The sequence below is a fragment of the Roseibium porphyridii genome (assembly GCF_026191725.2).
Taxonomy (GTDB): Bacteria; Pseudomonadota; Alphaproteobacteria; order Rhizobiales; family Stappiaceae; genus Roseibium; species Roseibium porphyridii.
Genome location: NZ_CP120863.1, coordinates 4,594,516 through 4,607,015, shown reverse-complemented (window position 1 = coordinate 4,607,015; position 12,500 = coordinate 4,594,516). Strand labels below are relative to the sequence as shown.

Genomic DNA, 12,500 nt, shown 5'->3' with positions numbered 1-12,500 from the left:
TCCCAGAACCTAGTCGAGCAGCCTGAAGCCTTCCGCCAGCCAGGACGCATTTTGTTGAGTGGGTTTGATGAGCTTTTCCTGGATAAGGTCGCGCACGGACGTCTCCACCAGATCCAGCACTGAACGGGAACAATCGTCGTTTGCCAACACCGCCAGCGTGCGCGCAAACCCTTTTCCCGGAAAACGGTGCATCTCAATATGCGTGTGAAAGCGTCGGGCTCTTGAAAACAAAAGGGGTGTGGTAACGGCCCAACCCGTCCCGGCCGCGACCATCGCAAGCAGCGTCTGGTTGTTGTCGCACTCGAACCGGTGCGCGGGCAAAACGTTTATCCGCCGCAGTTGAGCCTCGATCTGCCGGGCAATCACGAGATTGCTTGAAAATCTGAGAAATGGCAGGTTTGTTTTGCCGTTCAAGACCTCGGCGGGCGGCCATTCCAGGCTCTTCGGCAATACCATGACAAACGGGTCACGCAGCAGTGGCCGCTCAACGCAATCAGGAAACCGCTCATTTGAAGTCGCGGTAATGCCGATATCAAGGTCCCGGTTCTTCAGCATCTCCACGATCCTGTGGCTTGAATCAGTGTGATAGACGAAGTCGCACTTGGGCATGCTTTCAAACAGCGAGACGGCGAGCGAGGGAATGACGTCGCTGTCGAAATCTTCAATTGCTCCCACTCTCAGGAAACTTGCATCGGACGTGTCCCCGACAGCGGCCTCGGCTCTGGCCTTGCGCAATGCATGCAGTGCATCGTCAATGTTGCGAAGGAAAACCTTGCCCTTTGGTGTCAGGACTAGCGGACGCCGTGAGTGGTCTATCAATTGAACGCGTAAAGAACCTTCAAGGTTGCGCAAATGGTGTGAAACGGTGCTTGGCGACAGGCCGGTTTCAGTCGCAACAGCCTGAAGCGACCCGCGGCGGGCGCATAGTTGGAAAAGCTCCAGGGCCTTCAGGCTGAGATCCTTGATATCCGGGCGTTGAGGCATTGGTCTCCTGGTATCGGTTCATCAAGTTCAATTGATCCCGACACTCAGACTAGCACTGCAATACCGTCGATAGTGCGCTCGAGGACACTGAAAGTCCAAAAAGCTGTTCAGAAGCATATGAAGCCCTAGTCGATCAGGCGAAGGCCAATCAAAACATAGCCTCCCAGAAACACCGTTTCAGCAACGATGAGCGCGATGGCAACACCGCCGACGTCGAGCATCTTTTTCAAGGAGGTCTTGAGACCAACCGCTGCGATGGCAATCAGAAGAAACCATCGAGACAAATTGCCGGCGGCTTCGGAGATGAAGGGCGGGATCAGGCCGATTGAATTCAATATTGCAAGGATCAGAAAGCCAACGACGAAGCCAGGGAGGAGGGGAGGTTTGTTGCCGGTTGTTGCCTTGCTGCTGGAGCGATAAGCAAGTGAAAAAATCAACACCACCGGCGCCAGCATGGCGACCCGTATCAGCTTAACCAGAGTGGCGTTTTCGCCAACTTCAGGGCTTATCGAAAACCCTGCCCCGACAACTTGAGCAACGTCGTGGATGGTCCCACCCAAAAAGACGCCGCTGTCACGGGTGCTGAATCCGAACAGGTTCGACAGCATCGGGTAGAGCACCATGGCAATCGTCGAGAGGACCGTCACCGAAAGCACGGTGAAGACAAGATCCCGTTGGGATTTGTCGTGTTTTGGCAGGACCGCAGCAATGGCCATGGCTGCCGAGGCCCCGCAAATTGCGACCGACCCACCCGTCAACAACGCAAAGCCGATGGAGCGTCCGACAAGACGGCAGACAATCAGCGCAAATACGATTGTCACGAGCACGCCTGAGATCACGAGCGCGATCATCGGGGTGCCAAGCCCTACCAGCATGTCGGCACTGATCCTGGCGCCCAGCAGCGCAACACCGAGCCGCAGCACCGTGCGTGCCGAGAGCGAGATGCCAGGCTCGGTGCGTGTGCCTTCCTCCGCAAGAAAGTGCAGGGAAAGCCCCAGAAGCAACGCCATGAGCATGGCTGGTGCACCGTAATGCTCGGACAGGAATTGCGCCGATATGGCAATCAGGACAGAGACGGCGATGCCGGGAAAAAGCGACTGTAATTGTGCGGTTGTCGGGACAAATGATTTCATTGCGCCAATCCTTGATTGCGCATTCAAAAGAAACTGGAACGCGGCAGTGTTTCCGCCGCCGCGCTTAGTGTTTCAATGGATCAGGCAGCGCCTTGTTGCGGGCGCATATCGGCCTTGTCGATACCGGCGACAACGACCGGCTTTTTCATCGCATCCCGCCGGAACGGTTCACCGAGTTCCTGGTTCAGCAGCACTTCAATGAAAGTGGTTTTGCCTTCCTTCATCTGACGTTCGACAGCCTTGTGTAGTTCGTCAGTCAGTTCTTCCTGCGACTTGACCAATACGCCTTCCGCCGAGCAGGCTCGTGCGATGCCGGCATAGGATGTATCGCGATCAAGCTCCGTACCGACAAAGTTGTTGTCGTACCACAGCGTCGTGTTCCGCTTTTCTGCCCCCCACTGGTAGTTTCGGAAAATCACCATGGTGATGGGCGGCCAGTTATCTCGCCCGCATGCAGTCATCTCGTTCATCGAAATGCCGAATGCGCCGTCCCCGGCAAAGCCGATCACAGGCGTGTCGGGGTTGCCGATTTTTGCGCCGAGAATAGATGGAAAACCGTATCCGCATGGACCGAACAGGCCAGGTGCCAGGTATTTTCGGCCTTGCCGGAAGGATGGATACGCATTGCCGATTGCGCAGTTGTTGCCGATGTCGGAGGACACAATCGCGTCCTCAGGAACTGCCTGCATGATCGCGCGCCAGGCCTTGCGTGGGGACATCAGGTCAGCGTCGCGCTCGCGTGCACCCACATTCCATTCGGTGCCCGGATCGTCATCTTCATGATCGAGGCTGGAGAGCTCCTGCGCCCAGGATGATTTCGTCACCGAAATCAGGTCTCGCCGTTCCTGCCGACCCTTATCGCCTGCATTCGGGGCCAATTGTGCCAGAATTCCACGCGCGACCTTGCCAGCGTCTCCCTGAATACCGACTGTAACCTTCTTGGTCAGACCGATGCGGTCGGCATTGATGTCGACCTGAATCACTTTCGCCTGTTTCGGCCAGTAATCGATGCCATAGCCCGGAAGCGTCGAGAAAGGATTGAGCCGGGTGCCAAGTGCGAGCACGACATCAGCCTTGGCAATCAGCTCCATGCCCGCCTTGCTGCCGTTGTAGCCAAGAGGACCAGCCGCCAAGGGGTGTTGGCCAGGGAAGCTGTCATTGTGCTGATAGTTGGAGCAAACCGGGGCTTCCAGTCGTTCGGCAAGAGCAACGACATCCGGGATCGCGCCACCCAGCACCACTCCGGCACCAGACAAGATCACCGGAAATTCGGCTTCCGACAAAAGCTTGGCGGCTTCGCTGACCGCTTGTTCACCACCGGCAGGACGTTCAAACGCGACGACCTGTGGCAGATCGACGTCGATTACCTGGGTCCACATATCACGCGGAATGTTCATTTGCGCCGGTGCGCTGCAGCGCCACGCCTGCATGATGACGCGGTTGAGAACTTCCGGTATCCGGCTCGGATCGCGCACTTCTTCCTGATAGCAGACACTGTCGGCAAAAAGCCTCATCTGCTCCATTTCCTGGAAGCCGCCCTGACCGATGGTCTTGTTGGCTGCCTGCGGTGTTACCAGCAAGAGAGGCGTATGGTTCCAGTAGGCTGTCTTGACCGGTGTCACGAAGCCAGTCACGCCAGGACCGTTCTGTGCAATGGCCATCGACATCTTTCCGGTGGACCGGGTAAACCCGTCCGCCATCAGTCCGGCATTCGTCTCGTGGGCACAGTCCCAGAAATTGATTCCAGCCTGCGGGAACAGGTCACTCACGGGCATCATCGCTGACCCGATAATGCCGAATGCCTGCTCGATCCCATGCATCTGCAGTACTTTGACGAATGCCTCTTCCGTCGTCATCTTCATAGTGCGTCTCCTGATTTCAAAAAAATGGTGATCAGATCGAACCCGCGCGGTCTTCCAGGATCATGTTGCTGGCTTTCTCGCCGATCATGATGGCGGGAGCGTTGGTATTGCCGCTGACGATTTCCGGCATGATCGAGCAATCGGCGACCCTGAGACCGCGAATGCCGTGCACGCGAAGCCGGGAATCGACGACCGATCCCGGCCCTTGCCCCATCTTGCAGGTTCCCGTTGGGTGATAGATGGAGGAGGAATTGCTGCGGGCCCAATCAAGAGTTCCCTCATAGTCCTCCAGATCGAGATCATTGGATGGGCGGAATTCCTCCGAGATCTTCGATTTCAACGGGCTGTGCCGGGCAATTTTCCGCGCCACTTTCACACCCTCCACGATGGTGCGGCAATCCAGCTCCGTTGACAGGTAGTTTGGATGGATTTTCGGATAGGTTCGCGGGTCATTGCCGCTCAATTTGATTTCGCCGCGGCTTTCCGGGCGCAGCTGGCAAACCGACATGGTGAAAGCGGAAAACGGGTGCACTCCCTCGCCGGGGCTATCTGCGGACCAGGGCTGCACGTGAAACTGGATATCGGGTGTTTCGACATGCGACCCGGTTCTCATGAAACCCACGGCAAGACTGGCTGCCATGGTCATGGGGCCCGCGCGGAACAGTGCATATTTGGCAAATATGCGTGCCTGATTGAAAAGGCTGCGCACTTCGTCATTCAGGGTCGGTTCGTTGCATTTGAAAACCAAACGGGCCTGCAGGTGGTCCTGAAGATTCTTGCCGACGGCCGGTAAGTGGTTCTGCACCTCAATGCCGTTGTCTTTGAGATGTTCTGCGTCGCCCACACCCGACAGCATGAGAATTTGTGGCGACCCAATTGCACCGGAGGACAGAACCACCTCGCGAGAACAGTGGACTGTATGCTCTTTGCCGGTGCCGTTCAGATACGTGACGCCGGTGGCGCGACCGTCCTCAATCTCGATCCGGCGGACCAGTGCCTTGGTGATGATCTGCAAATTCGGCCGTTTGCGGGCGGGTTTCAGGAATGCAGCAGCAGAGCTGCAGCGCCGGCCATTGCGGGTCGTCAGCTGAAAATAGCCGACGCCTTCCTGAGTTGGGCCATTGTAGTCAGGGTTGAACGGATAACCTGCTTCCTGGGCAGCTGCGACCCACGCGTCGCAAATCGGCCGTTGCAGGCGCATGTTCGAAACGGAAAGTTCTCCTCCAACGCCGTGATAATCATCAGCTCCGCGTTCCTGATTTTCAGAGCGCTTGAACAGTGGCAGAACGTCATCCCAGCCCCAGCCTTCGTTGCCCATCTGCCGCCAGCGATCATAGTCTTCCTTTTGACCGCGCACATAAAGCAGGCCGTTGAGCGAAGATGATCCCCCAAGCACCTTGCCGCGCGGCCAGTCGATGGTTCGCTGATTGATTCCAGCATCCGGTTCAGTGCGATAGCACCAGTCGACCGAAGGGTTGTGCATGGTTTTGAAATAGCCGACCGGTACGTGGATCCATGGGTTCCAGTCACGCGGACCCGCCTCAAGCAGGATCACGCGGTTCGACGGATCTTCGCTCAAACGGTTTGCCAGCACACATCCAGCAGAACCGCCGCCAACGACGATATAATCGGCTTTTTGCGCTCCCATCTACCAGACCCTCCAAAAGACGCGAATTGGAACCGAATGAAGTTTTCCTTGCGGTAGCAACAATAATGATTAAAAATGATACTGCAAGTCTCAAAAATTGCCGAATATGAACACGGAGGAGGAGTTCATGAAAATTTCGGATAAGCTTGATGGGGTTTCTCGTCGGGAGTTTTTCCAAGTCGCCGGGCGATACGGTCTGTCTTCCACACTGTTTGCAGCAAGCGCTCTCGGAGGCACGGTTTCTCTGAGCGCACTGGCTTCAGCAGCGGAGTCCACTTACGAAAAGCGTTACAAGAAGGAAGCAAAGCACAATCTGAAGTTCGGAGCTGCGGGTTTCAATGCGCGCAACTTGTTGATCGAACGGGCAGGATGCTTGGAATTTGCGCGTGACCTGGAAGAGCGCACAGATGGTGAAATCAGAATTGAATTCATCGGTGACAACCAGATCTGTGGTCAGTTGAACTGCGTTGAAAAAACACAAAACGGCATCGTGGACATCTACGCTGCGTCGACTCAGAACTCTGCAGGTGGCGCTCCCTACCTGAACGTTCTTGACTATGCCTATGTGTTCCCGGGCCGCGCGTCTCAGTATCATTTCCTCTACAGCCCGGAATCTCAGAAGATCCTGCGCGATCCACTTGAAAAACGCCATGGCCTGAAGTTCCTCTTCAGCCATTGCGAATTGCGCGGCATCCAGCTTGGCCAGTCTTTTGCGGACAAGCCGACGGTTACGAAACTCGAAGAACTGTTCGGAACCAAAAACCGCGTTACTGGCACCCAGCTGGGGCGTATTGCCATGCAGCTTCTGAACCTGAACCCGGTTCCGGTTGCCTGGGAAGAGACCCTGGATGGCTTGAAAACAGGCCTGATCGACGGCGCGGAAACCTGGGCTTCTGCAGTTGCCTACGCCAACATGTCGCCGGTCGTTTCGCAATCGGTTGACCTGCGTTTCTTCTGTGGCACCGAGCACACTGCCATGTCCGCCAAGGTCTTCGACAGCCTTGATGCAAATCTGCAGGATGCGGTTATGGAATCGGCCTATCTGGCGCAGGTTCATGTTCAGGCTGCCAACGAGGCGGCGCTGGTCAAGACCGTCGGTTTCTCTGATCCGGTGATGCCGGGCACGCTCTTTGCCGAGAACGACGTTCGTCCGGCCTTCCTGGCTGATGATCAGATCAAGATGGCTGAGGAAATGTGTTCGCCGGAATTCAACCCGGAACCTTGGGCACAATGGCGCGAGCGCATCAACAACTGGGCTGGCGGCATGGATACCTACGCGGAACTCTATCGTGTGGCCCGCGAAGTGCCTGCCGACATGAAGCCGGAAAACGTAGAGCCTCGCCGTTGGTGGAAGGGCTGACGAGAAGAAAACAGCGGCGGCGGGGTGGAGGACCTCGCCGCCCTTTTCACAGATGGGGCCTGAGGGGAACTTCATATACGTTTCCAGGGAACGCGTTTTCAGAAACGTATTTCAAGAACCCCATGGCACGTGCCGTGGGCTCCATGGGTTACGTTGCAGATCTGGTGCCCGGACGAGCCGGCATTGAAACGGAGTGGTCACCAGCTGCAAAAGTCCAGACACGGTCTGGCTTGGGAGGAGACATGTCATGAGTATCGTCAGCGAAGCTGCCGAGATCTTCAGTGCTGTTTTGTCAAACGATGCCTGGATGATCAGTGAAGCCCTGAAAACCGATGCAGCTTGGGTTGTCGGAGCCTTTGTTACCCTCATTGGCGGCGCCCTGATCGTGCTTGTCTATCACTATGTGCCCTGGATCGAGCGGAGCCTTGAAGCCACAATCATGACGTCGACCTATCTCCTGATAGGTGCGATCATATTCGTTGAGGTCTTCCGGCGATTTGTTTTGAACGTACAGGCACCCTGGTCGACCACGCTTCCTCCTTTCCTGTTCCTGATCATGACGTGGATGGGCTGCGCTTATAATGTGAAGCTTAGGACGCATTTGGCGTTCTCCGAATTCCGAATGGCTATGCCGCGTCCCGCACAATTTTTGTGTCTTACCCTGGACGCCCTTTTATGGCTCGGCTTTTCCTGGGTTGTTGTTGTCACCTCCACACAGGTTGCGGCGAACTCTGCTGCAAATTTCCAAATCATGCTCGGCACCGACAACGTGCTGCAGTGGTGGTTCCTGATTTCCGTGCCGCTCGCATTCTTGCTGATTGCGGCCCGGGCAATGGAGAACTGGTTGATTGACGTGAAAAACCTGATGACCGGAAAGCCGCTTACCGGCGCCGTCGCGATTGGCTCAGACTGAGGAATTCAAGACATGACTGACGGTACCTGGACCACTCTCATCTCAATCGGCGTCACAGTCTTGTTCATGCTCGGCGTGCCGGTGTTTCTCGTCATCGGATACTGGGTGATCGGCATGAGCTTTGTGCTGGGCCTTCCCCTCATCAACACAGGTGCGGCGCTTGCAGACGTATTTACTGACGGTTTCGCGCTTCTTGCCATGCCGCTCTTTATTCTGACAGGAGACCTGATCAACCGATCGGGGATTGCCAAACGCCTGTCGGACTTTGCTTATGCCTGTCTTGGCTGGCTGCGCGGCGGTCTCGCGATGGCCAGTCTTGGAGCGTGCGGATTGTTTGCAGCCATATCGGGTTCCAACTCCGCGACAACGGCAACAATCGGCTCGATGCTGCATCCGGAAATGGTCAAGGGCGGCTACGACGAGCGCTTTTCAGCGGCGACGGCCGCCGCCGGTGGAACGGTGGGGATCATTATCCCGCCGTCGATCATCTTCATCGTCTATGGATTCCTTTTGAACCTGCCGATTTCCGAGTTGTTCCTCGCCGGAATTGTCCCCGGTGCCATGATGGTCGGCGCCATGATGCTGGTCGCATTTGTCATTTGCAGCAGAAATGCCTGGGGTCATCTCATTCAGCTGGATTTCATCAGGGTGTTCAAGACAGCAACCGGTGCGTGGCTGGGCTTCTTTGCCATCGGTCTCGTGCTCTGGGGCATTTACACCGGCAAGTTCTCACCGACAGAAGCTGCGGGCGTTACTGTCGGCTTCTGCGTTCTGGTCGGTTTCATAAGTTTGCCGCTGTTCAAGTTGCTGGGCTCACCATCTGAAGAGCGCAGCTACAAAGAACGGAACATCGGAGAATACCTGGTCGTCAAAGGTTTCGGCCCGTTGGAGCTGCCGCGCATCACGATGCGTTCTGCGCAGATCGCCGGTATTCTCGCACCGCTGATCGCTGTGTCTGTGGTGATGCAGCAAATACTGTCCGTGCTTGGTGCACAGCAGATCATCGGCGATTTCGTGACGGGCATGGGGGGCTACTACGCCGTTCTGTTCACATCGATGATGATTGTTTTCGTCGCAGGAATGGTGCTTGAAAGTTTGCCCGTGACGATCATCCTTGCGCCAATCCTTGCTCCGGCAGCCCATTCGGTCGGTGTCGATCCACTGCAATTCGGCGTCATCTTCCTCGTTGGTGCGTCAATTGGCTTCGTCACCCCGCCATACGGACTTAACCTCTATGTCGCATCGGGCGTAACGGGCGTTCCCTATTTCCGTCTTCTGAGGTACACGGTGCCATATCTGATCTCGCTCCTGGTGGTCTGGTTTATTGTCGCTTTGGTCCCAACCCTCTCGACAATCCTGGTTCCAACCGGTTAAAGCGGAGGCAGGACAGGGGGAAGGGGACTGCATGGTGGACGAAAACGGCAGGGAAAATGCAATTCCAACCAATCTGCGTTTGCTGTTCGTTCTCGAAGAATTGGCCGAAACAGGCGTTCCGGTCACCCCCACCGAGCTGAATTCCAAACTCGGGTTGCCCAAGCCGACCATCCACCGGCTGTTCACGACGCTGGAAAGTGAAGGGTTCATCCAACGGGAGATTGACGGAAAGGGTTACTCGCCCGGTCTTCGTTTGCGGAAGATGTCGGCAGGTATCCTGTCGTCGTTGCGCATTCGTACGGCGCGTCTGGCAATCCTGGCAAAGCTCGCAGAAGAGATCGGCGAGACCTGCAACATCGCTATTCCTGACCGCGATGCCATGATTTATCTGGACCGCGTAGAGACCAAGTGGCCTTTGCGCATACAGCTGCCGGTTGGCACACGAGTACCGTTTTACTGTACCGCTAGCGGCAAGATGTATCTGAGCAGTCTTGATCGCAGGCATCTCAGGAACTATTCGGCTTCAACAAAACTGGACGCCATGACCGAGACAACGATCTCAGATCCTCAGGTGCTGATCGAAGAGGTTGCGAAAGTTCGCGAGCGCGGCTTTTCAACCGACAACGGCGAGTTCATGGAGGGCATGATTGCTGTTGCCGTGCCAATCATCGAAGCCAACGGCCGGTTGGTTTCAACCCTGTCTTTTCACGCCCCGGAACAAAGATTGCCGCTCGATGACGCGATCAATCATGTCGACAAATTGAAATCAGCCGCGGCTCAGCTCTCCAGCCTTCTTGCCGATTGAGATCCATTCTCAGTCTTATCATTCAATGTTGAAGTCCGGTTTTGTGTGAAAAACCTGAAGTATCCTATCTAGTACCGAAGCACTCTTGGGTCAGTTCAATCGGAACTCGATGGCTTCGAAATCTGAAATCAACGGACACGCGGGTCTTGTGTCGGTTGGACTTGCAAAGCCGATCGCAATCACATCACATCCAGCGTTCAGTCCAGCCTGAATTCCAGCAGGAGCGTCTTCAAAGACAAGGCACTGGTCGGCGGTCGTACCAAGCCTTGTCGCAGCCAGGTGGTATCCAGAAGGATCCGGCTTGCCGTGTTCGATATCTTCCGCACACACGAGAACTTCGGGTATGGGCAGACCAGCAGCCGACAACCTTCTGATAGCGAGATCGCGGCCTGCAGACGTAACGACTGCCCAACGTGTCAGCGGCAAACGGCTCAAGAGTTCGGCTGCACCCGGAACGGGCACGATACCGCAGACATCGGCGGTTTCCGCCGCCTCAATTTTTACCGCTTCCACCTCACAATCAGTACCGGCTTTCGCGAAGTCCCGCAGTGTATCGATGGTCCTTCGGCCATGTGAAACTGCGAGCAGGGCATCGGGATCGACGCCGTTGGCAACAGCCCATTCCGTCAAAATCCGCTCGATTACCACACGCGAATCCACCAGCGTTCCGTCCATGTCGAACAAGACAGCCGAATAAGCTCGATCTAGCTTCATCATTTTTGGGGAATGTTCCTTCTGCAATAAGTTTTGAAATTTTGCCCAAACAACGGCTCGGCATGAAATCGCGTTGCGACGCTATCATATGTTCCGTCCCCGGAAGCCTTGAAAGTGAGACGCCTCCTGCCGGAAGGTGCATGGATTCTGATTGCACCGATGGCGCCTGGTAGAGCGAGACGCGCACATCAGATGAGATGGCACTCATGCCTTGCTCAAGTCGGCGAACCTATTGCTCAGCTGTCGATTGTGGAATGGGCATCGTTTCAAAGAAACGGCCTTTGACGCTCGTCAAAGTAAGATAGGTGGGTCTGAGTTAGCTTGTCAGGATCTTGAAAAACCAAGCAATTATTCAGCCCGGAACCAAGTCCATGGAAAGCAAAGCCAAGTTTGATTGTTGTGACAACGCCCAGGAAAAACGGCTTTCGAGCGTCAATGACACCGTGTCACGGGCTGTCAGCCTTTGCAGCAAGATCACCGAGTTTGAAGACGTTCCATTGCCGGACGCCGCCGGCAGGGTCAACTTTGGTGAAACGGTCTCGCTTTTCTCCTTGCCAATTCATGATCATTCGGCGGTTGACGGATATGCGCTGGGTGGAAGCGGGGAAAAAGCGTTCAAGATTGTCGGGCGAATGATTGCCGGAGACTGCCCGAAAGGCCGGATTGCCCCGGACGAAGCTGTCCGCATCATGACCGGCGCTCCAACGCCAAACGGTACCCAATCTGTTGTGATGCAGGAACACGCGAACGTTGCGGATGGGCATGTTGTGCCTAACTTCGACGTGCCCGAAGGCGACAACATTCGCCGAACAGGCGAAGACGTTCAAGTGAACCAGTCTCTTGTCCGCAGTGGCACACGCCTCGATGCGCGCCATACTGCGTTGATGACGGCAAGCGGCTATCAGACGGCATGTGTTGTCAGGAAAATTCGCGTGGCCGTGCTGTCGACAGGCAACGAGCTGCGCGATACGGGCGTTGGAATGGGCCCCGGCCATATTTTCGATACCAACCGGCCGATGCTGCGCACACTGCTCAATTCAAACGCCGTGGAGACAACCGATCTGGGCATCATCAAGGATGACCTCGGCGCGATTGCGGAGACGCTCAAAGAGGCAGCACGAGATCACGATCTCATCATTACATCGGGCGGAGTGTCGGTCGGTGAGGAAGATCATTTGAAATCTGCCGTGGTTGCCGCCGGAGGCAGCATAGAAGGCTGGCGTATGGCAATTAAGCCCGGCAAGCCGATTGCGCTCGGAAAAATCGGCAAGGCGGTATACCTCGGTTTGCCGGGAAATCCGCTTGCCTGTTTTGTTGATTTTCTTTTGGTCGGCAGGCCGGTTCTTGAAGCCCTGGTCGGTGCTGTGCAACGAGCGCCATTGATCCTGAACGCCAGAGCTGCCTTTAGTTGGCAAAGAAGGCCTGGTCGGCAGGAATTCTTCCCCTGCAATATAGTCGGAACGTCACAGGAAGGTTTTCCGCTTCTTGAAAAGACGGGCAGGGCCGGCTCTGCTCGCCTCATGCCTCTGATCGAGGCAGACGGCCTGGGGGCGGTTCCTGCTAGCTGTTCAAGCATAGAACCCGGATCTGAACTGCAATTTTATCCGTTCAGAGCCGACATGGGTCTCTAAAGATAGCAGCCGGCCCTTGAAGGATCTCAGGGCCGGCTGTTTTTTCAAACTGCTCCAAAGCCTACCCGGAATATTG

At 55.8% G+C, this 12,500-nt stretch carries 11 protein-coding genes; 6 read left to right on the top strand and 5 right to left on the bottom strand.

Annotation, left to right across the window (positions count from 1 at the left end):
• Positions 1 to 9: 9 nt before the first annotated feature.
• From K1718_RS21210 to K1718_RS21195, 4 genes are all read right to left on the bottom strand, one after another.
• Positions 10 to 984, bottom strand: coding sequence for a LysR family transcriptional regulator (locus K1718_RS21210; protein WP_265680936.1), 975 nt, complete (start codon positions 982 to 984; stop codon positions 10 to 12).
• 125 nt (positions 985 to 1,109) lie between these two features.
• Positions 1,110 to 2,117, bottom strand: a complete 1,008-nt coding sequence (locus K1718_RS21205; RefSeq protein ID WP_152502845.1) for a YeiH family protein — start codon at positions 2,115 to 2,117, stop codon at positions 1,110 to 1,112.
• A gap of 80 nt (positions 2,118 to 2,197) precedes the next feature.
• On the bottom strand, positions 2,198 to 3,979 hold the full coding sequence (gene xsc / locus K1718_RS21200; RefSeq protein WP_152502844.1) for a sulfoacetaldehyde acetyltransferase: 1,782 nt from the start codon (positions 3,977 to 3,979) through the stop codon (positions 2,198 to 2,200).
• A 31-nt stretch (positions 3,980 to 4,010) separates the two neighbouring features.
• The gene (locus tag K1718_RS21195; RefSeq protein WP_152502843.1) at positions 4,011 to 5,627 is read right to left on the bottom strand and encodes a GMC family oxidoreductase; all 1,617 of its coding nucleotides are present in this window, start codon (positions 5,625 to 5,627) and stop codon (positions 4,011 to 4,013) included.
• 127 nt (positions 5,628 to 5,754) lie between these two features.
• Between K1718_RS21195 and K1718_RS21190 the strand changes: the two genes are divergently transcribed.
• The 5 genes from K1718_RS21190 (at position 5,755) to K1718_RS21170 (ending at position 10,079) form a co-directional block, all read left to right on the top strand.
• Positions 5,755 to 6,987 (top strand): TRAP transporter substrate-binding protein, encoded by a 1,233-nt coding sequence (locus K1718_RS21190; protein WP_152502842.1) that lies wholly within the window; start codon positions 5,755 to 5,757, stop codon positions 6,985 to 6,987.
• Positions 6,988 to 7,109: 122 nt separating this feature from the next.
• Positions 7,110 to 7,238 carry a hypothetical protein gene (locus tag K1718_RS21185; protein ID WP_256366665.1) on the top strand — a complete coding sequence of 43 codons (129 nt, stop codon included), beginning with the start codon at positions 7,110 to 7,112 and terminating at the stop codon, positions 7,236 to 7,238.
• Positions 7,235 to 7,900: a TRAP transporter small permease gene (locus K1718_RS21180; RefSeq protein WP_152502841.1), complete on the top strand. Its 666-nt coding sequence runs from the start codon at positions 7,235 to 7,237 to the stop codon at positions 7,898 to 7,900. The genes K1718_RS21185 and K1718_RS21180 overlap by 4 nt, the downstream gene beginning before the upstream one ends.
• A gap of 12 nt (positions 7,901 to 7,912) precedes the next feature.
• Positions 7,913 to 9,274, top strand: a complete 1,362-nt coding sequence (locus tag K1718_RS21175; RefSeq protein WP_152502840.1) for a TRAP transporter large permease — start codon at positions 7,913 to 7,915, stop codon at positions 9,272 to 9,274.
• Positions 9,275 to 9,305: 31 nt separating this feature from the next.
• Positions 9,306 to 10,079 (top strand): IclR family transcriptional regulator, encoded by a 774-nt coding sequence (locus K1718_RS21170; protein ID WP_152502839.1) that lies wholly within the window; start codon positions 9,306 to 9,308, stop codon positions 10,077 to 10,079.
• Between the two features lie 90 nt (positions 10,080 to 10,169).
• Here the strand turns inward: K1718_RS21170 and K1718_RS21165 are convergent, their stop codons facing one another.
• Positions 10,170 to 10,796: an HAD-IA family hydrolase gene (locus K1718_RS21165; RefSeq protein ID WP_265680937.1), complete on the bottom strand. Its 627-nt coding sequence runs from the start codon at positions 10,794 to 10,796 to the stop codon at positions 10,170 to 10,172.
• A gap of 368 nt (positions 10,797 to 11,164) precedes the next feature.
• Between K1718_RS21165 and K1718_RS21160 the strand changes: the two genes are divergently transcribed.
• A complete protein-coding gene (locus tag K1718_RS21160) occupies positions 11,165 to 12,424 on the top strand; it encodes a molybdopterin molybdotransferase MoeA (RefSeq protein ID WP_265680938.1) in 1,260 nt (419 codons plus the stop codon).
• Positions 12,425 to 12,500 lie beyond the last annotated feature (76 nt).